This is a genomic window from Candidatus Formimonas warabiya (genome assembly GCF_002777255.1).
In the GTDB taxonomy this organism is placed as follows: Bacteria; Bacillota; Dehalobacteriia; order Dehalobacteriales; family Dehalobacteriaceae; genus Formimonas; species Formimonas warabiya.
In genome coordinates, this window is record NZ_CP017634.1 from 3,837,059 (window position 1) to 3,858,269 (window position 21,211).

Sequence of the window (21,211 nt, forward strand, 5' to 3'; positions counted from 1 at the left end):
CAGGATCGATACTATAAAAAGCTTAGGCGAGATTTTCCTTATCTTTCGGCGCATATACCGTTAATATTTTTTCGATTTCTTCATCATCCATATCCTGAGACCGATGCACGGCCATGCGTCTAAAATAGTCCTGGCAATCCAAAGCCCTTCTTCCTCTCTTTTCCACCCTCCGGTAACTGCCGTCCGGGTTTAAAATCCTGGCATTGACATTATCCTGCAAATAAGTTTCCAGAATCTTTTTGACCCTGCTTTTCAGCTGCTCATCCTCAATGGGGAAAAGGATCTCCAGTCTCCGGTCCAGATTCCGGGGCATCAAATCCGCGCTGGACAGAAGGATGATTTCTTTCTGGTTGTTATGAAACAGATAGATCCGGCTGTGTTCCAAAAACCGCCCCACGATGCTCCGGACGGAAATGTTTTCACTCAAACCCGCGATACCGGGCCGCAGGCAGCAAATACCCCGGACAATCAGGTTAATCTCCACACCTGCTTGAGATGCGGCATAAAGTTCAGAAATAATTTCCCCATCCACCAGGGAGTTTAGTTTTGCCAGAATGCGCGCCGGCTTCCCCTGCCGGGCATACTCCGCTTCCTGCCGGATCAGTTGGATAAATCTCTGGCGTAAATTAAAGGGCGCCACAGAAAGCTTGTACATATCGGTCAATTCGGAATACCCTGAAATCAGATTAAAAAGGATAGAGGCATCCGCCCCGAAGCAGGGATTGGCCGTAAAGAAACCTAGATCCTCGTACAGCTTGGCCGTAAAATCATTATAATTGCCGGTGCCCATGTGCATGTACCGTTTAATCCCATCCTCTTCCATGCGGACAACTAAGAGCAGTTTACCATGGGTCTTCAGACCCTTAATGCCGTAAATCACATGACAGCCCGCTTGTTCCAGACGCTTAGCCCAAAGAATATTATTTTCCTCGTCAAATCTCGCTTTCAATTCCACTAAAACCGTAACCTGCTTCCCATTTTCCGCGGCCTCGGCTAAGGCATTGACAAGGGGTGAATTGCCGCTCACCCGGTATAAGGTCTGTTTGATCGCTAAAACATGGGGGTCATTGGCTGCCTGTTTCACCATTTCCACCACCGGGTCGAAGGATTCATAGGGGTGATGCACGAGTAAATCAGACTCCCCAATGGCTTTAAATAGTTCCCCGCCCTGTTGGAAAAAAGGGGGAATCTGGGGCTGCAAGGGACGTTGCTTCAAGTGTTCAAAGCCTTCCAGCCCATAAAGGTTCATCAGGAAGGTCAGATCCAAGGGGTGATTTAAGGGGAAAATTCCCTCTGAGGGAACTTCCAATTGTTCCTTGAGCATGTGCACCAGATTGGCATCCATCTCTTTTTCTATTTCCAGCCGGATCACGCCGCCCCATTTTCTTTTGCGCAGGGATTCTTTGATCGTGTCCAGCAGATCCTCCGCCCCTTCCTCTTCCATGTCCAAATCCGCATTCCGGGTGACGCGAAAACAGCCTGCAGCCAAAATCTGATGGCCGCTGAACAAGGTAGGCAGAAAAAGTTTGATCACATCCTCCAGAAAGACAAAGGACTTCCTGCCCTCGGAAACCGGAACCTGTACTAAACGGCCTAACACAGAAGGAACTTGGACAGTAGCAAAAAGGGGTTCTCCCTCTTCTTCGTCATTTGACAATAAGAGGGCAATGTTAAGGCTCCGATTATTAATGAGGGGAAAGGGCCGGCTCTGATCCACAACCAAAGGGGTAAGCACCGGGTAAACCGTCTTTTGATAAAACTGTGCCAAATTCGCCTTCTGCTCGGCAGTGAGATCCGGAGCACGCAATAAATGAATCCCTTCCTTTTTCAAGGCGGGAACAAGAGATTCGTTAAAACACTGATAAAGAACCTCTACTGTTTCATGGACCATCCCGGAAATAGCCTCCAGCTGCTGGGCAGGAGTCATCCCCGAACCGTCCGGCTCCCTGAACCCGGCCAGTACCTGGTCCTGCAAAGAGGCTACCCGGATCATATAGAATTCGTCAAAGTTGGAACTGACAATAGAAGCGAACTTTAACCTTTCCAGCAGGGGATGGCGCCGGCCTTGGGCTTCTTCCAGAACACGCTTATTAAATTCAATCCAGCTCAATTCCCGGTTAAAAAAATTCGAATTCTCCTTGTGCATGTGATCAACCCTTTATCTGGATTTTTTCATTCCGTTTGAAAACAGGCCGGTAACCTACTACTTCTTCAAAAAAACCTGCCCCGTTTTTAAAATTCCACTCTTCCAGCAGGACCTCTGCTGATGTTTCCACCCGAAAAATTAAATCCCGTCCCGCTTTTTCGATGCTCAGCTTGTTGATTCTTTGCTTGTGTGAGATATCCATGGCTTCAGCCAGTTTCATCATCGCCGCCAGCTTGGAAACAATAATCTTGTCCATCTCACTGAGATGGGTATAGTTCTCATGAGAAGGGCGGGGGATTTCCCCGGAATGATAGCGGGCAATGTTAGCCATTAATTCCAGTTCCCTGTTAGAGAAACCGATAATATCGATGGATTTAATAATATTGTATGATTGGATGTGATGCTGATTCACGTTGATATAGCGCCCAATATCGTGCAGAATGGCCACGACAAGCAAGTAAAACCTTTCCCGCTCGCCCAGTTTATGCACTTTTTTGATGCCGTCAAAGATATCCAAGGCCAAGCTCTGTACCTTTTGACAATGGGGGATGTCGATGCCGAATTTTTGCCCCAAATACCAGACAGAACTGATCACGTCATCGATAAAATACTTTTTGTGCTGGATTTCCCAAAACTTTTCCCCCATATCGGCCAGTAAACCGTGGCGCAAGGCCACGGGTGCAATGAGGATTTCCTCCGCCTGGGTTAAAGTAAGCATTTTGTTGAAGATAATGACCGTGGGCAAAAGATTCTCCACCTCGGTGCGGGTTAAGTCAAATTCCCCCACCATTTGGTCCACGGTCATTTTTTGCATTTTCAGGAAAAGCACATGAAGAGCATCTTTTTTAATGGTACTGCCTGCTTCAAAAGCGTGAACCTGGGCGCAAAGGCGGGAAATGGCGGGCAGGGCGCTGCCGATGCCGATGACATTTTGGAGGGGATATTCTTTGATATGGGCCTGAATGGAATAAATCTGACTCTCTAAAAACTCTTCCATGACCCGGGGAAAATCCAAGGTCAGCTTTTCCATGTCGGAGAGATTTTCCCACAAGCGCAGAGAACCGACTTTGAAGTACTCCCGAAACCTTAATACCCCGCGGCTGTAAGCGGATACGCCCAGTCCTCCCGAACTCATATTGGCGATCATCACCCCTTCTTCCTGGTATTTCAGGAAATCCGGCGTGGTGTGGCGCAGGGCCTTATAGATCATAAACCGTTCCTGAGAGACATTAATAATCTCCACATTCAGCCCTGTTCTCAACCTGATTTGTTCCAGAATATATTCCTTGTTTTCCGCTTCCCGGAGCCCGCTGGTGGCCACCGCCCGGTAGTCCTTGATGCGGTAATCGTTCATCAATTTCACAAACCCTTTCAGCACTTCGCAGGCCTCATTAATGGCCGGGGCACTAATCCGTCCTGTGTTAAAACTATCCCGGCCGAAATCCGTAGGTTTGGTCAGGTCTTCCAGGGGCACAATATTTCCTTTATTCTCCATCTGGGCAATCATTAATCTGAGGGAGCTTGATCCCACATCAATCACGGCCAGCAATCGATTATTTTTTACTTTTTTGACCAAATTTCCCGCCGTCCCTTTCCTCTATCTGCCCCGTAAAACATGTTTCTACATTTTCTATTCTAACATAGGGTGCCCTGGAATATGATCAATTTAAGTGTTAAGATATTGTTAAATTCATGAAATTATCCTTAAAATAGTAATCCCGGCCCGTTCTTTCGTGTATCATTTACTGGCAGGGATTTGGTCCGATCAATTTAGGCGTGAATAGAGGAGGTTCCCATGAAACTGGCAATCATTGACATTGGCTCAAATTCCATCCGGATGATCCTGGTCCGGATGGTAGACGGCTGCTACAAGATCTATAATGATCTAAAAGAATCTGCCCGCCTGGGCGAAGGTCTGGAAACAACGGGTCAACTGGGTGAAGAGCATATGGACCGGGCCCTGAGCACCCTAAAAATGTTCAAGAGATTAATTGATGCTGTGGGCTGCGATACCATTATTGCCGTCGCCACCGAAGCGGTCCGGAAAGCCTCGAACAAGGAAATTTTTTTGGAAGCGGTAAGAAAGAAGGTAGGCATCGACGTCCGGGTGCTTTCCGGTGAAGAAGAAGCATTTTTTGATTTTCTCGCCGTGAAAAACAGCCTGCCCGTGAGCGATGCTTTGATCATGGATATTGGGGGCAGCAGTACGGAATTGGTTTATATGCAGGACAAAAAGATGGTGGAAAAGGTGAGCCTGCCCCTTGGGTCCATCAATTTGGCCGAGCGTTTTGATCTGTCCACAGAGCTAAAACCGGAGCAGGAGACAGCTTTAAAACATTTCTTGTTTCATCAGTTCAGTAAAATTAACTGGCTGGCCACATGCACCGCCCCTGTTTTAGTGGGCATCGGCGGTACCATCCGCAGCCTGGGCAAGATCGACCGGGCGCGCAAAAATTATCCCCTGGATATTACCCATTATTACCAAATGGATCCCCATGATGTCCAAGAAATTTACCAGACCGTGAAACGGCAATCCCTGGTCAAGCGTCAGAAAATCAAGGGCTTGTCCAAAAGCCGGGCCGATCTGTTTCTGGGGCCGGTAGCCGCCCTTTCCGTGATCACCGAGCTTTGCGGGATAGAAGAGATCGTCATTAGCGGCAGCGGCCTGCGGGAAGGCCTGATTTTTGACCATCTGGCCCGCCAGGAAAAAATAATCCGGGATCCCCTTGATTATTCCATCCGGAATATCGCCGGCAATCACAATTTAAATGAAAAACATGGGCAGAGAGTTTACCATCTTTTCCGCTCCCTTTTTGACCAGTTAAAACCCCTGCATCACCTGGGACCGGAATATGGCAATATTTTGAAAACCGCAGCCCTGCTCCATGACTGCGGCATCAATATCAATTATTATGGCCACCCCTTGCATTCTTTTTACATGATCCTTCATTCCGGTATCCAGGGTCTCACCCACCGGGAATTGCTCATCAGCGCTTACATCGCCGGGTCCCACCGCAAAGACGAATGTAAAGTGGACCTGAGCCGCTACCAGCAGCTGCTCAGCAGCCAGGATGCCCTGATCATCCGCACCCTGGGCGTCCTCTTAAGTATGGCGGAAAGCCTGGACCGGAATATGAGCAGCACCGTGCAGGATGTCTCCTGCCGCATGGAGGATCACACCGTGACGATAAAAACCATGGCCACAGAGACTCCCTATCTGGAAATCAATGACGCCATGCAGTTTAAAAATATTTTCGCCAAAGTTTTTGGCCGGGATTTGAGAATTATTTAATATTACACGATTTTTCTTACAGCCTGCTCCAATTGATCCAGGTTCCGGCATTCTATCACATCCGAACAGCTCTGTCCGTATAAACCGATGATGCTGTCGTCCTGGTTCCACTTCGCCTTGGGCTCTGGGTTGAGCCAAATAATCCGATGCACTTGCTCAGAAATGGTCCTCAGCTCTTCTTTCCGGGGCGGATACCAGTTATTTTTCGCATCCCCCAAGATGACCAGGGTCGTTTTGGGGTGCAGGATTTCGCCATAGTGCAGGCGAAAAAGTTCAAAAACCTGTCCAAAGTTGGAAATCCCCAATCGGGAGCAGCGGGCCTCCTGAAGAGCTTGCCGGACAGCATCCTGCACAGGGCCGGTTTTCAATGGGAGAGTGACCTCCGCAATCTCATCCACAAACAAAAAAGTTCTCAAATCCGCAAAACGCCGGGCCATGGCATAAACCAGCTGTAAGAGAAAGGCACTGTAGACGGCCACGGAACCGGAAATATCACACAACACCACAATGCGGGGCCGATCCATCACCTTGTCTTGATAAAAGAGCCTTTCCGGCGTCCGGCCCATGCGGGCCGCCTTCTGCAGCACTCTGCGCATATCCACCCGGCCGCTTTTGGCCGGCTTAAAACGATAGGAATAGCGGGAAGCCAGCTTGTTGGCCAGCCTTTCTACCCGTTTCTCCATTTCTTTTACCTGGACTTCGTTTAAGGCGCCCAGATCTTTTTGCTTGAGATTCTCTTCCCATAGAATATCACTCAGACCCTGCTCTCCTTTTTGGGCAACCGCCAGCTTTTCGATGCGGTGCCTGAGATATTGTTCCAGATCCTTTAAAATTCCGGCATTTTCCTCCCCTTCTTTGCCTTCCCTTTCAAAGGCATTCTCCACCATAAACCATTCCATGCTCACCTTGATCTGGTGGAGCAATTGGTCGATTCCTTCCTCTCCCACGGTCAGCTGGGCCAATTGTTTCTCAGCCAGACTGATCAGGATCTGGGACTGCCCTTCTTGAATGGCATGATATAATTGCCGGGATGCTGCCCCCATGCCCGCTTTTCCTGTCCCTGAGCCATCTACCCCGGAAGCAAATCCGTCACAGCATCCCGGGGACGTTAATGGTTCCGGCTTTTCTACTTCTTCCTGAAAATATAAACGAAAGGCCAGGTCAAAAAGGGGGGTATCCGTTTCGCTTTTGATTAATGTCGCCTTCAGGAGGCGGTAAAAAAGCCTGTGTTCGGCAATCCCATAAGATTTCAGGGCCTCCAGGCAATCAACGATTTCCCCCGGAGAAATCCGTACCCCGGCAGATCGTAAAGAATTTACAAATTCCAACAGTCTTTTCTCCATGGATCAATCTCTCCTTGATGGAATACTTTTATCATAACACAGGACAATTTTATCCGTCTATGTTTCCCATTTCTTCTATGGTATACTATCAGTGAATTGTATTTTGCAGCTTCTGCGGGGGTTATCACATGCTGTCTATTGATGAAATTAAAACAAAACTCAAGGGCCAAAATTATTTATGCGATGATGATTTAGCCACCATTGTCAGTCTGTCCTCTGTGCTGAAAAAGCCCATTCTTTTAGAAGGTCCGGCCGGAGTGGGAAAAACCGAGCTGGCCAAGGCATTAGCCGCCGGCCTGCACAGGGAATTAATCCGCCTCCAGTGCTATGAAGGTTTGGATGAGCATCATGCTCTGTATGAATGGAATTACCAAAAACAATTATTATACCTGCAAACGATGGCCCATGATGCTACCGGCTGGGACATGGTCCAAAAAGATATTTTTTCCCGGGATTTTCTCCTGCCCCGTCCTTTGCTGAAAGCATTTTTCTCGGAAAAGCCGGTGGTCCTGCTCATCGATGAAATTGACAAAAGTGATGAAGAGTTTGAAAGCTTTTTGCTGGAGGCCTTAGCCGATTTCCAGGTTACCATTCCGGAATTCGGCACCGTTCCAGCCAACTCCATTCCTCTGGTGATTCTTACCAGCAACGGAGCCCGGGATTTCAGCGACGGTTTAAAAAGACGATGTGTGCACTATTTCATTGATTACCCGGATTTTGACCGGGAATTGGAAATCATTTGCACAAAGGTGCCGGGGATATCCCAAAACCTGTCTCACCAAATTGTAGAGTTTGTCCAGCACCTGAGAAAACAAAAACTGAGAAAAAAACCCAGCATCGCGGAAACGCTGGATTGGGCCAAGGTTTTGGTGGCTTTGCATGTAGCCTCTTTGGCCGATGAAAAAGTGAAAGCTACCTTGAATTTTATCCTCAAGTACCAAGAGGATATTGAATCGGTAGCAAAGTAAAACGGCAGGAATCAACCCGGACTTACTGAGTCCATCGAAGAGGTTTCTTTCTTTGGCCTGGCGACTTCTGGGGTTACTTTGCCGATAAAGAGCCAGACAAACCGATACTTTCTCATCATCAGATATCCCGCCCAGGGTAAAAGCAGGGAAACAATGCCGCCCAGGACCGTGATCAAATGATATCCTACGGGATACGCCGTCACCATATCCACTATGTAATGCCGCCAAAGCAGCAGCACCGCCGGGTGAGCCAGATAAATTAAGAAAGATGCCATTCCCCACTGGGCGGGCAAGCTTAAATATTTTTCCCAGCGTTGATGTAAGAAATGGGAAATCAAGAACAAAGCCAGACAACTGAAGGTCACATAAAGATAATAGAAAAGAAAATTGGCGTAGGAGAGCCACGGGTATCCGGCCCCAGGATGCTGAACAATCCACCATCCTTTGGCCGTGTAAATCATTCCGGACACCAGCCATAGGATGCCCCAGAGATAGGGCCGCTTCATTAACCAATTCTTACAGGCAGAGTAGTTCAGGGCCAGGTATCCCCCCAGCAAATAAAACAACATATACGTAAAAGCAAAACTTCCGGTCGCCTGAATATGAAGATAGATTCTATTGACGAGAAAAAAAGCCACCTGGAAAACTGCCCCGAAGATCAATAGATTTCGCCGGAAGCAGGAGAAATATTTCATCAAAACCATCAAGATAGGAAATAAAAGGTAAAACTGCAGGATAATAATAATGTAATAAAGATGGGCATAATTTTTCCCCGTGATCAGCTTTACCAGGGAATCATCCATCTGAGAAAAAATGTTGGTGCCGATGATGATTTGCACCCCCACAAAATAAAAAAAGGACCATATGATGTAAGGTATCACCGTAAACGAAAGCCGCTTGTAAAAAAAAGATTTACATCTGGCGCTGGTCCAATTCCCTTCGTAATTATAGAAAAGAACAAAACCGCTCAGAAAAAGAAAGGCCGGAACGGCAAAGGAACTCCCTGTATTCACAAGATAATAGAAAAAATAACCCCAGGAATCGGCAGGCAGTTTGGCAAGGGGTTCCGAAGTCACATGAATAGAAATCACCGCACAAATACAGAGAAAACGAAAGAGATCCAAGCATAGAACCTTTTCTTTTTCCATACCTCTACGACTCCTTAGATAAATTGAACGTAAAATTATAAAATTCTTTTTTTTCCTAAATAATCCTGCCTAAAAGGATTCATGTTCCAGAAAATAAAAAATCGCCCATCTCCTGCTATGTGCCGGTGATGGCGATTTTTTATTTCTTTCTGTGCCTGTCTTTAACTGTCTACAAAACCATTCCCGGCAGCCTAATCTCCTTTTTTTTCAAAAGGAATAAACAAAAAGGCAACCGGCAAATTGGAGGCCGCGGGAGGCACAAAAATAAATTCTGTTTCCTGGTACTTATCCAGGGTCAAATTCATTACGGCCTGGGCCCCGGTATTGATGGCACCGTTCTCAGGCATGCCGTAGACGGTTCCATCCGGTGCCAAGGCAGCCCCCCGGAACACGCCGCCCCTGGGATTGGTTAGCAGCCCCATCTGAGTGCCGGCCTTGATCTTCAGCCGGTAAACGACACCATAATTGCCGCCGTTTGCCACCTGCTCTCCGGTGAGAGCATCTATGCCCCCCTGGTGAAAATCGTTTTTATTGTCGGCAAGGGTAAAGCGCTGGGATTGAGTGCCGTCCACGTTCAAAGTGACTGTCTTGTTTGCCCCATAAAAGGTGCCTCTGGGGTGATTATCCCTGGCCAGTACGGGTAAGTTCTGAAAAGCGGTCAAAACGTCGCTGCCCACATCCACCATCACAAAAGTAAACCTAACGTTCCCACTGACAGCCATATCCATCATGGAAAAAACACAGTCGTTGGGAGCAAGATCCTTGCCATTGCCGCCGGTATCCAAGACCATCACTTGTCCCGGTGCCAATTCATAATGGTCGGCGCAGCTTGAGGACAGATACCGCATCAGGCCGTTGCGCCCCGTGGTTAAAACATCTATATTGGGGCCGCCGAACCCTTTCTTGGTGATATTGATCACGGCAGGCCTCAATTCCAGGTTTTCCGCCAGGACATAGATCCGTTTCTTGCTATCGGTTCCATTGGTGTGGTGATACATGAGGCGAACCGCACCGCTCACGGTATCCCGGTACAGAATGCCGTTTTCCGTCACTTTTTCCGGAGAATTGGACAGCAAAAGGGTGGTATTGTCCTCCTGTCGGGATAACGGTTTAATCTCCGGAAAAGACAAGGGGTTAACCTCCGTCAGGTTTACTGTTTCCCCGGGGAGAGGATAGTTCAGGTTGTATTCTATTTCCGTCATCACGACTTTGCTGGTTACGTTAATTTGCACCGTAAAAGGCTCGGACCATTTCCCCCTTTTATCCCGGACCTTCAGGCTCACCGGAACGGTGCCTTCTTTAAAATAAGCCCTTTGTTTTCCCGTCCATTGATATTCTACTACTTCATCCCCATCCGGGTCATAACTTGCATCGGTGAAAACCACGGTTTCCCCCTGGTTTACCTCGGTACTCCTGACAGAGAACTGGGCCACAGGAGGTTCGTTGGGTTTTTCCACCACCTCAATCATCTGCACAAACTTGTTACTCCAGGCCCCATGCCGGTCTTTGACCATCAGGCTAACGGTATAAATACCGGGCGTGGGGAAGGAATCCTTCTTGTTCTCCCAGACCCAGTCCACCAGTTCGTCGTCGCCGTCCGGGTCGTAGCTTTGGTCGAAATACTGTATTGGCTGATTCACAAAGACCCGGGTATTATCCGTGGAAAATTGGGCGACAGGATTGGTGTTCGGTTGATCCGACACTTCAATGGTCTGTTCAAACCACTCGCTCCAGGCACCCCGGCTGTCTTTTACCTTCAGAGAAATGGTAAATACGCCGATTTCCTGAAAAAATTGGTTGTTATTACGCCAGACCCGGTCTACAATCGCATCCCCGTCCGGGTCAAAACTAAGATCCTGGTATGTAACCTGTTCCCCGAGCAGCACATAGGGCTTATTGATGGTAAATTCCGCCTGGGGCGGGGTATTGGGTTTTTTTATGGTAATTTTTTTGGTGGAACTCTCATAATTTACCTCACAGCCGAAGGCTTCCGCCAAAAAGCGCAGGGGCACCATGGTCCTTCCCTTGATCACCTTGGGTGGCGCATCCAATTGCCGAACCGAACCGTCAATATCGGCGCTATTTTTTCCTACCCATAATTTCGTAGATTTTGACCCTTGAACGACCGTAACTTGTTTTTGCTGAGGGTCCCAGTTCACGGTGGCACCAAGGGCTTCCCCGATGAAACGAAGGGGCACCATGGTTTTTTGTTTTTCTATCACGGGTACGGCATCCAACGTTACCTTTTGGTTATCGATCAAGGCTTCACTCCGGCCCACCGTAAGCGAAACCTGGCTGGGAATCTTTCCTGCGGCAAACGCTCCAAAACCGGTCCATAAACAAATTGCAATCAGTGCTATGATCCATGCTGACTTTTTCATTTGGCTTTCCTTTCCCCCATTATTTGATAAATACATTTAGACATACAATTCTTTAGACGCAAAAAACGGGCATTTTGTTCCCATCCTATTACCGGCTATAATCTTCAAAACAGGCCAGGCACACAATTTTCCCTTTCTGGATTCTGGCCCGGATTTCCGCCATTTTTTCCCCGCAGCATTCGCATACCACAGAAGGAAAAATGCGCGCCTTTTCCGGTAATTCTATATCGACAAATTCACTCTTACAAAACTCTTCCTCAGGAGCAGTCAGAATCATCGTCATTCTGGCCATGCGGTCATCCTTGTCCACGGCCAGTTTAGAGGCGTCCACATAGACCCGTACGGCCTGTCCCGTTTTCCGGTTGACAATGGTAAAAGCCTGTTTGCCATGATTTTTGTAAATAAGATTTCCTTTTCCCATACTGCACCCGGCCACCACCTGGACCGCATCGACGCTACAGGCATCGGTCTCTACAATCGCCAGCAATTCCTCATCCTTTGCCCGGGTTACCCCAAGTTTATCCAAAGCAATACGTACAGCACGAAAGCCAATGGCTAACCCGGGGCATTCGTGGCCATGAAAAGCCACAACTTCTTTCCATAATTCTCTATCGAAATCCATCCTCATTCCTCCCCTTAAGGTTTGTCCCATGGTTTCATCAATCGGTTTCACAATGTTTTCCCTTGTCCCTCACGCAGCGAATCACCCGCTCTTACAACATCTTCTCCATTTCCGTCAGCATTTCCTCAAATACTTTTAAGGCCTGAACCACCGGTGCAGGCTCAGCCATATCCACCCCGGCCTTTTTCAGCAGGTTAATCGGGTAATCACTTCCCCCGCCTTTTAAAAACTCCCGGTACCGGTCTACGGCAGGCTGACCGTCCTGGAGAATCGCCTGAGACAGGGCGGATGCGGCGGAAAAACCGGTCGCATATTTATATACGTAGAAGGCATTGTAAAAGTGGGGAATTCTCGCCCATTCCAAAGAAATATCCTCATCGATCACCATTTCAGGTCCATAATAATCCTGGTTCAGTTTATAATAAATTTCGCATAAAGCATCCGTCGTTAAAGGTTCCCCGGACTCCACCTTTTCGTGGATGATTTTTTCAAATTCGGCAAACATGGTCTGACGGAAAACCGTGCCCCGGAATTCTTCCAGGTAATGATTGATCAGATAAAGCTTTTGTTTTTCATCAGGGGCCGTTTGCATCAGGTACCTGGTCAGAAGGGTCTCATTTACCGTAGAGGCTACCTCTGCGACAAAAATTTTATAGTAAGAATACACGTAGGGCTGGGTCTGCCAGGAATAATAGGAATGGAGCGAATGCCCCATTTCGTGAGCTAAAGTAAAAACATGATCCAAGTTATTATGGTAATTCAGCAGTACATAAGGATGGGTCCCATATGCCCCCCAGGAATAAGCCCCAGGCGTCTTTCCCTCATTCTCCTGAACATCCACCCAACCTGAGGTAAGCCCCCGGTGCAGGTCGCCTACGTAACTTTCTCCTAAAGACACCAGTCCCTGCTCCACCATTTTAACCGCATCTTCATAGGGAATATTGGTTTTTACCTCCTTCACCAGAGGCGCGTAAATATCGTACATGTGCAGATCCGGAACGCCCAATATCTTTTTCCTTAAGGCCACATAGCGGTAAAAAATATTGAAATGGTCCCGCACCGTTTTGATGAGATTTTCATATACGCGCACCGGAACGTTATCATCGTCAAGAGAGGCTTCCAGCGCCGAACCATACTGACGCACCCGGGCATAGAACACATCCTTTTTTACGCTGGCATTCAGCAGGGCAGCCAAAGTATTTCTTTGTTTTCCGTAGCTATCATATAGCCCTTTAAAGGCCTCCTGGCGGACCCGGCGCTCTTCACTTTCCATAAATTTAATGTAACTGCCATGGGTGATGGGCACCCGGTCGCCGTCTTCATCCGTGATTTCGGGAAATTTGATATCCGCATTGTTAAGCATACTGAAAATACTTCTCGGCCCCTCAGCCATTTCTCCGGACATGGCAATGATTTCTTCTTCCCGGGCGGAAAGAGTATGCGCGCGCATACGGGTGATTTCTTCCAGGTAATACTGGTAAAGGCCCAGTCCCGGGTCCCGGCGCAAAAAATCCTGCAGCCGGTCCGGCTCAATGGCCAGGATCTCCGGCTGGATAAAGGCTAAGGCCTCTCCCACTCTGACCATCAGGCCCTGGGCCCGGTCTTTCATGCCCTGATATTTCGTGTTGGCGTTGTTCTCGTCTTTTCTCATTTGGGCATACACAAACACTTTGTCGGACAGCTTTCCCAACTCATCCTGAAACCGCAGGCACTCGAGCAGGGTCCGGGCTGACTCCGCCAGTTTCCCCCGGAACTGAGAAACCTGACCGAGCAACTCCTTCAATTTATCGAAATCCTTTTCCCATAATTCGTCGTCGGCATAGATTTCTTCCAAATGCCATTTGTATTTTACGGGAATATCCTCTCTTTTCTTAAGCTTCTTCTCGTCTCCCATCTAAATTCCACTCCTTTCCAAATACAGCTTATCACAAGCCTTTTTCTGTTCAAAGTTAAATTTTTCCTATTATCCCGCACACATCTTGTTTACTAGCATATTTCCCCTGATCACAACGGTTTATCCTATTGTCATAAAAAGAAATTTTTCCCTGTATGGATCATAAATGGGCTATCCGTCTATTGATCAGACGGGATAGCCCACCAAAATAAAAATCATATCACCCAATTTGTTCCACTACAAAAGAAATAGTTAATCGCTTTTCCTATACTGCAACGCCTCTATTTATTTCCTCTAAAGATTTTGCCTTTGTTTCGATGCCAAAAATGCCCACCACCAGCGCTAAGAAGAAGGCATATCCTGCTAAACTCTGAAAGACGGACTGAACACCGTAACTATTGAGCAGCCAAACCACAATATAGGGATTTAAAATCATCGCCAGACGACCCGCGCTGTTTGCCACACCCGTCCCCCTGATCCGGAGTCTGGTGGGAAACAGTTCGGGAACATAAATGCCAAAACCAATTGCACACACAATATATAGAAGCAACATAAAGCAAAAGCCCAAAAGCATTAATAACGGAGGGGTCGTCGATATGGCATATACATAGCCGCAGATGCCCATCAGGATAAATACAATAATGGAAATTGGCTTACGCCCAAACTTATCTGTGATGAGTGAACCAATCAGCGAGCCAAAGGGTGCCCCCAGCATCATTACGAAGGTATATCCCAGGGATGTTGTAATACTGATGCCCTGTTTGATGAAGATGGTAGGCAGCCAATTAACATATGTGTAAGTGAAAAAGTTAGTCCCAATCAGATAAAGCATGGAAACAATTGTTCTTTTGAGATACTCTCTGCTAAACAGCTCCCAGATTGACCCACCTTTTTCGCTGGTTAACACCTGATAATGATCCGCATTTACCACAGGCAGGCTATGCCCTTTTTCCTGGGCAATTTCATGCTCAATATCGGAAAGAATCTGTTCCGCTTTTTCCAATTTACCCTTTGCCTCCAGCCAGCGGGGTGATTCTGTTAAGTACTTCATGCGCAGCCACCAGACAATTAAAGCGAGTACCCCCACAATAACGAACATGTACCGCCAGCCCAGATTGGGGATAATAAAATAGGCGAGAATGGCGCATACCGGCAGGGAGCTATTGGCAACAAGGGATAATAATGAGATCCAGCGTCCCCGGACTTTAGCAGGGACAAATTCCGAAAAAGTCGCATAGCCGATCACAATCTCGGCACCCATGCCCAGCCCCATGATGCCCCGGAAAAGGATCAGCCAGCCCATACTGGGCGCTAAGGCAGCGGCAAATGAAGCAATACCGACGATAAGCAGGTCGATTTGATAAGCAAACCTTCTTCCAAATGAATCGCCAACAAGGCCCGTAACAAAAGCCCCAATCAACATCCCAACAAAGGTGACCGAAATAAAGCTGGCATTCAACTGCATCGTGGACCACCCGTTTTTCACAAGTTGACCCAAAACTCCCCCCGCTAGATATACGTCGAATAAATCGAGAAACATTCCCGCGCCAATCAAATAGAGTACCTTTCGATGAAACTTGGATATAGGCAGACGATCAAGCCTTGCACCGGCTAAAATATGGTCCATCTTTTTTCCTCCCTTACTCACTCTAATTTTTACACCAGGGATTTTTGCTCATAACCTCTCTTGGAAACAGACTTGACATGGGACAAGCCGGATGCTTGAATGGGAAAGGGGGCCTATGATTGGTTCCTTTTAAGGTTGCCCCATCTTACGTATGAATCTGTCCTCCTCATGTCAAGCCTGCTCTGAGGGCAATGGTTCCTACCGGGTTTTTCAGTCTCTCTGCCTGTTTGGGTAATTTATTTCTTCTAAATAATCCTTTCCTTGAAATAGTCGGATTTCAGACCTTTTTTTAAGTCGGCCAAAACTTTCTGTTCCCACTCATAAGCTTCTACGGCTTTTTGGATCACTTCATCCAAATGGGCGTAGGGAATGCAGCATACGCCGTCATCATCAGCAATGATTAAATCTCCCGGGTTGATGATGACTTCCCCACATTGAATGGTTTCATTGATTTCCAAAGTGGCAAATCGTTTGACGGCGGAAATCGGCGTGACATATTTTGACCACACCGGGAAGTCATACTCCCTGATTTCCGAAATATCCCGGGCTGCCCCGTCCACAATAACCCCGGCAATTTCCTTCAATTGGGCTCTTAAAGTTACCAGGCCGCCCCAAGTTCCCGCGTAGGGATCGCTCCCCCCGTCAATAACAAGGACATCGCCCGGTTGACACAATTCCATGGCCTCACCCAGCCGAAGTTTGCTTGGGGTGGGAATTACCCGGCGCTGTTTCACCGTTACCGCCGGTCCTACCAGCACCTTTCCGGCACAAACGGGTTTCATATCCAGCATCGTGCCGTGAATACCCAGTTCGTCAAAGGTATCCGAAATGATGGTGGTATTCAGCTTTTTTACTGCCTCAATCTGTTCCTGCGTTGGCCTTCTAACTTCTGTCATTTTTTTACCTCCCTTGAAATTGTTTTTTCAGATTTGAAACTAACCCCCCATCCTTGATGATCTCCATCAAGAATTCCGGAATTGGTTTCGCGATCAGGAGAATGCCCTTTGCCTCATTCCTAATCTCTCCCTGGGCGATATCAACGGCCAGGGTATCCCCCTCCTGGGCAAACCCGGCGATGCCTTGACACTCCAGCAAGGGCAGGCCGATATTCAGCGCGTTCCGGTAAAAAATCCGGGCGAAACTCTCCGCAACCACCACACTGATCCCGGCATATTTCAGCGCCACCGGCGCCTGCTCCCGGCTGGAGCCGCACCCAAAGTTCCGGCCCCCGACCAGGATATCGCCGGCGCCGAACCTTTGGGCAAACCCCTCTTCCAAGCCCTCCAGGGCATGAACTGCCAACTCCTCGGGCTTGGTGAGAGAAAGATAGGCGCCCGGCAGGATCACATCGGTGTCAATACTGTCCCCTAACTTCCACACCTTTCCTTCGATGATTTTGCTCACCCCAATCACCCCTTTACATATATTTCCTTGGATCAGCGATAACCCCATCCAGGGCTGAGGCCGCAACCACCAGCGGCGAGGCCAGGTAAGTGTCGGATCCCTTGCCCATTCTGCCTCTGAAGTTCCGGTTGGAACTGGCGATGCATGCTTCCCCTGCCGCCAATACTCCTTTGGGCCCGCCGAAACAAGGGCCGCAGCCGGGGTTGCAGATCACGCACTCCGCTTTTATAAAGGTTTCGATCAGGCCTTCTTTCAAAGCATCCAGGTAAACCTCTGCGGAACAAGGAATTACGATCATGCGCACATCCCGGTGGATTTTCCGGCCTTTTAAAATTTCCGCCGCCTGGCGCAGATCTTCCAGCCGGCCATTGGTGCAGGAGCCAAGGAAGGCCTGGTGGATTTTTGTGCCCAGAACCTCTTGCAGTGGTTTGACATGATCCACCGCGGGGGGGCAGGAAACCTGGGGCTCCAAATTACCAACCTCATAAGTCAGAACCCTTTCATAGACGGCATGAGGATCGGCTCTGACCGGTTCCAAAGCCTGGGCGGTCCGGCCGGACAAAAACGCAAACACTTTTTCATCCGGCTCGATCAATCCGGCTTTAGCACCCATTTCAATAGCCATATTGCACATGGTCATCCGGCTTGCCAGGGTCATCTCCCGAATGGTTTCCCCGGTAAACTCGATGGATTTGTAATTGGCTCCTTCCCCGGTGACATCGCCAAGGATTTTCAGGATCAGATCCTTTGAGACCACACCCACGGGGAGTTTCCCATTAATCACGATTTTGAGGGTCTCCGGAACTTTAAACCATAGCTTTCCCGTGGCGAAAACAGCCGCCATTTCCGTAGACCCGATCCCGGTGCCAAAGCAGCCCAAAGCACCATAGGTACAGGTATGGGAGTCTGTCCCCACCACGACCTCCCCCGGCCTGACGTGCCCTTTCTCCGGGAGAACCTGGTGGCAGACGCCCGCCTTGATATCGTAAAAAGCTTTGATCTTTTGGGCGATGGCCCATTCCCGCAGCCTTTTTTCGATTTCCGCCGACTTGCTGTCCGCGGCAGGAACGGTATGGTCGAAAAGAACCACCACCTTATCCGGATCCCAGACCTGCCGGCAGCCGGCTTCTTCCAAGCCGGTCACCGTGGGCATGCCGGTGGCCTCATGAATCATGGCCACATCAATGTTTGCCGCCACGATCTCTCCGGGCGTCACGGATTTTTTTCCCGCGGCTTTTGCCAGTATCTTCTCAATGATGGTCATTATTCATGCCTCCTCCCTAATTTACTCACTGCGGCGCAAAGCGGCGATATATTCATCCTCGCTGGCCCTGTTTTGGTAGCCGATGGCTTCGAAGGGGCAGACATACTGGCATAATCCGCAGCCCACGCAATGGTCGGGATCAATATGACCTTTCTTGTCCTGTACCGTCAAAGCATCATAAAAGCAGACATGGGGGCACCGCCCGCAGCCGATGCATTTTTCCGGATCAATCAGGCCAAACCTGGCGGGGATCTTCTGGGGGATCTCGGAGGAAGGCGGGATGGGCAGCACCAGCCCCACCACGTCACTGGCCTTCTGGTATCCTTTGCGCGCCATGAATTTTTCCATATCCCGCAGCAGCTCTTTCACATATTTATAGCCGTAAATCATCAGGGCGGAACAGGTTTGCACCGCATGGGCCCCACCCATCATGAACTCAATGAAATCCTGCCACTTGGACGGACCATTGGCTGCCATCACCGGCACGCCTACTTCCGAAGCAATCTTGGCGACCCAGCGCAGAGAGAATTCCTTGGTTCCCGGTCCGCTGGTGGAACAATAGCTGTATCCCAGTGTTTGGGCGTTTTCAATATCAATTCTCAGGGACAGGTTTCGGGACAGGCAGGTGACGCCGGCAGCACCCGCTTCCTTTAATGCCGAGGCAATAGCCGCAGGGTCTTCCGCTTCGGGAGTAAGCTTGGGAAAAACGGGCAGGTTGACTTTGGCCTTAATGGCCTGCACAATTTGGGTCCCCAGCACCGGGTCTTTGCCGGTCCAGGCGCCTACCGGATTGCCTTTTTCATAGGACTTGGACACTACCATGGGGTGGGGACAGCAAAAGTTTAATTCCAAAGCGTCCACCCCGGCCTGTTCATGCATTTCCGCCAGCTGGACCCAGGCCGCAAGATCCCCGCCGGCTTCAATGGAGCCAATCACTTTGCAGTCATTGGCTTTGGCCAATTTCATGGCTTCGGCAATGGTGGCCACCCATTTTTCCGGCTCCTGGTGCTGCAGGTGGTCTCTGTGATAGAGGGCCCAGAAATCAGGCTTGTACCAGACATTATCCTTTTTGGTGGGGAAATCGACCAGGTATTCCTCCATTCTGGGATAAGTGCGGAAATAGGGGGTGTGGGTGCAGGTTTTCGTCACAATCGCACCCAAGCCTGATTCGATGGCTCTTTTCAGCGTGCTGCTGCTGTGGGTGAGGGGGCCGGAGCCCGCCACCAGGGGGTTCTTCAGTTCCAGATTTGCCAGTTTCACCGAGAGATCAACCATTTGACATTCCTCCTTCATGTTTTTTTATTACCAGCCAATTTCTTGGCCTGGCTTACCAACTGTTGGGCCTTTTTCCCACAGACTGTTCCCAATATTGCCTTCTTTGTAATAAATGGCCGGCTTTGATACGAACGTTTTTAATCTTTTTATTATTTTTTTAAGATCGAATTTTGGCAGGAAATTACCCTGCCCTAACGAACTTCTAAATAATGAACCTACACTTGACTTGTGAGGGTATGATGCGAAATGGACATTTCTGACACCGAAAATCTTTTTAACATCCTCTGTGACGCCCTTCCCATCCTGGCGGATATGTCCTATGGTTATGCCTGCGTAACGGACCCGTCCGGGACAAGATTAAAAACCGTAGATTCCCAGGGCCAGGAAATCGTAGAATTGCAAGGCACCAAATACCCCCTGGCGGCAGAAGCGTTCACAAAAGGCACCGCCATTATCGGCACTTCCCAGTTAATGCCGGAAGCCGAAAGCTGGGCGATTCCCGTCGGCCCCTATGTGATCTGCTGCAACAACATGACGAACATTATTTTTATGCGCCAATTGGAAGAGGCCCTGCTCAAAGCTCTTCCTTATATTGTCAAGGTAGTGGGCGGCGATGCTTCCCTCTATAACCTAAAGGAAAATTTATTGCTCACCTCCTCGGGGGATAAACAAATCCAAGAAGACGTCCTGGGGGAGGATCTTAAAAACCTTCTCGCGGAGAGAAAACCCTTTGTCAAATTCTCCGACAGTGTCGAAGGCGCTATGAAAGTCTATATTCCTGTGACCCATGGTTTCGGTCTGGTTTTGAGCAACGAAACGGCAATTTTGCGTAACAAAAAGCTTTACCATGAGTTGAAAAAGAGCAAGAGCATCCGCTATACCCTGGATGACCTGATCGGTAACAGCCGGCATATCCAAAATATCAAATCTATGGTCGAATGCGCTTCTAATGCCCTCTCCAATGTCTTAATCATGGGCGAGACAGGCACCGGAAAGGAAATCATCGCCCAGGCGATCCACGCCCACAGCCCCCGGGCAAATAAGCCTTTTATCGCCATCAACTGCGGCGCTCTGCCCGCCAGCTTGATCGAAAGCCAGCTTTTCGGCTATAAACAGGGAGCCTTTACAGGCGCCAGCACCCAGGGTCAGGCGGGCATCTTTGAACGGGCCAACGGGGGAACGGTTCTCCTGGACGAAATCGGGGAAATGGACCTGGAACTCCAGACCAAACTGCTGCGGGTGCTCCAGGAAAGAACCGTCACCCGGATCGGCAGCGTGGAACCTATCCAGTTGAATGTGCGCATTATTTCTACCACCAACCGGGATTTATATCAGGCCATCAAAGAAAAAAGCTTCCGGGAAGATCTTTTCTTCCGCCTCAATGTGGTGAACATCAACGTACCGCCCCTCAGGGAGAGAAAAGAAGACCTGCCTATTTTAGTCAAACATTTCATCAACAAATTTGAGCTAGAGACCGGGAAGACGGTGCACGGTATTACGCCTGCCGCTCTGAATATCTTGCAGCAGTATTCCTGGCGGGGAAATGTCCGAGAACTGGAAAACTGCATTGAGCGGGCTTTTAATTTTATCAGAAACGATAGTAAAATCGATTGCGCGCACCTTCCCGAATATATCATGGACGCCATGGCGTACAGCGACAGCAATGATATTGATCTCAAAAAAGCCATCCGGGATGCGGAAAAAAGGGTGATCTCCAAAGCCTTAAAAATCACCAACGGAGACAAAAAGCAGGCTGCCGTCCTCCTGGGCATCAGCGATACCACCCTCTGGCGTAAGCTTGACACCTAAAGTACGATCCGGGTTATGGAAGGGCAGGTCCTCGTCGG

Annotated in this window: 15 protein-coding genes; 3 read left to right on the top strand and 12 right to left on the bottom strand. The window is 48.9% G+C overall.

Annotated elements, in window-relative coordinates; genetic code table 11:
- Window positions 1-22: 22 nt before the first annotated feature.
- Window positions 23-2,146, bottom strand: coding sequence for an RNA degradosome polyphosphate kinase (locus tag DCMF_RS17430; protein ID WP_148135596.1), 2,124 nt, complete (start codon window positions 2,144-2,146; stop codon window positions 23-25).
- A 4-nt stretch (window positions 2,147-2,150) separates the two neighbouring features.
- Complete coding sequence (locus tag DCMF_RS17435) at window positions 2,151-3,722, bottom strand: Ppx/GppA phosphatase family protein (protein ID WP_148135597.1); 1,572 nt, start codon at window positions 3,720-3,722, stop codon at window positions 2,151-2,153.
- Between the two features lie 219 nt (window positions 3,723-3,941).
- Here DCMF_RS17435 and ppx point away from each other — a divergent pair, with 219 nt between their 5' ends.
- Window positions 3,942-5,438, top strand: a complete 1,497-nt coding sequence (gene ppx / locus DCMF_RS17440) for an exopolyphosphatase (RefSeq protein WP_148135598.1) — start codon at window positions 3,942-3,944, stop codon at window positions 5,436-5,438.
- Window positions 5,439-5,440: 2 nt separating this feature from the next.
- On the opposite strand, the gene DCMF_RS17445 is transcribed toward ppx, so the two are convergent.
- Window positions 5,441-6,781, bottom strand: coding sequence for a vWA domain-containing protein (locus DCMF_RS17445; RefSeq protein WP_148135599.1), 1,341 nt, complete (start codon window positions 6,779-6,781; stop codon window positions 5,441-5,443).
- 128 nt (window positions 6,782-6,909) lie between these two features.
- Here DCMF_RS17445 and DCMF_RS17450 point away from each other — a divergent pair, with 128 nt between their 5' ends.
- Window positions 6,910-7,749 carry an AAA family ATPase gene (locus DCMF_RS17450; RefSeq protein ID WP_148135600.1) on the top strand — a complete coding sequence of 280 codons (840 nt, stop codon included), beginning with the start codon at window positions 6,910-6,912 and terminating at the stop codon, window positions 7,747-7,749.
- 11 nt (window positions 7,750-7,760) lie between these two features.
- Here DCMF_RS17450 and DCMF_RS17455 read toward each other — a convergent pair whose 3' ends face one another.
- The 9 genes from DCMF_RS17455 to DCMF_RS17495 form a co-directional block, all read right to left on the bottom strand.
- The gene (locus tag DCMF_RS17455) at window positions 7,761-8,897 is read right to left on the bottom strand and encodes an acyltransferase (protein ID WP_148135601.1); all 1,137 of its coding nucleotides are present in this window, start codon (window positions 8,895-8,897) and stop codon (window positions 7,761-7,763) included.
- A gap of 191 nt (window positions 8,898-9,088) precedes the next feature.
- The gene (locus tag DCMF_RS17460) at window positions 9,089-11,278 is read right to left on the bottom strand and encodes a stalk domain-containing protein (RefSeq protein WP_214658697.1); all 2,190 of its coding nucleotides are present in this window, start codon (window positions 11,276-11,278) and stop codon (window positions 9,089-9,091) included.
- Between the two features lie 88 nt (window positions 11,279-11,366).
- Complete coding sequence (locus tag DCMF_RS17465; RefSeq protein ID WP_148135603.1) at window positions 11,367-11,900, bottom strand: FmdE family protein; 534 nt, start codon at window positions 11,898-11,900, stop codon at window positions 11,367-11,369.
- 91 nt (window positions 11,901-11,991) lie between these two features.
- The gene (gene pepF, locus DCMF_RS17470; RefSeq protein WP_148135604.1) at window positions 11,992-13,794 is read right to left on the bottom strand and encodes an oligoendopeptidase F; all 1,803 of its coding nucleotides are present in this window, start codon (window positions 13,792-13,794) and stop codon (window positions 11,992-11,994) included.
- A gap of 265 nt (window positions 13,795-14,059) precedes the next feature.
- A complete protein-coding gene (locus DCMF_RS17475) occupies window positions 14,060-15,421 on the bottom strand; it encodes an MFS transporter (RefSeq protein WP_148135605.1) in 1,362 nt (453 codons plus the stop codon).
- A 245-nt stretch (window positions 15,422-15,666) separates the two neighbouring features.
- Window positions 15,667-16,317, bottom strand: coding sequence for an RraA family protein (locus tag DCMF_RS17480; protein WP_148135606.1), 651 nt, complete (start codon window positions 16,315-16,317; stop codon window positions 15,667-15,669).
- Window positions 16,318-16,321: 4 nt separating this feature from the next.
- The gene (locus tag DCMF_RS17485; protein ID WP_148135607.1) at window positions 16,322-16,825 is read right to left on the bottom strand and encodes a 3-isopropylmalate dehydratase small subunit; all 504 of its coding nucleotides are present in this window, start codon (window positions 16,823-16,825) and stop codon (window positions 16,322-16,324) included.
- Window positions 16,826-16,838: 13 nt separating this feature from the next.
- On the bottom strand, window positions 16,839-18,089 hold the full coding sequence (locus DCMF_RS17490) for a 3-isopropylmalate dehydratase large subunit (protein WP_148135608.1): 1,251 nt from the start codon (window positions 18,087-18,089) through the stop codon (window positions 16,839-16,841).
- A 21-nt stretch (window positions 18,090-18,110) separates the two neighbouring features.
- Window positions 18,111-19,364 carry a 4Fe-4S binding protein gene (locus DCMF_RS17495; protein WP_214658699.1) on the bottom strand — a complete coding sequence of 418 codons (1,254 nt, stop codon included), beginning with the start codon at window positions 19,362-19,364 and terminating at the stop codon, window positions 18,111-18,113.
- A 246-nt stretch (window positions 19,365-19,610) separates the two neighbouring features.
- On the opposite strand from DCMF_RS17495, the gene DCMF_RS17500 reads away from it, so the two are divergent.
- On the top strand, window positions 19,611-21,173 hold the full coding sequence (locus DCMF_RS17500) for a sigma-54 interaction domain-containing protein (protein ID WP_148135610.1): 1,563 nt from the start codon (window positions 19,611-19,613) through the stop codon (window positions 21,171-21,173).
- Window positions 21,174-21,211 lie beyond the last annotated feature (38 nt).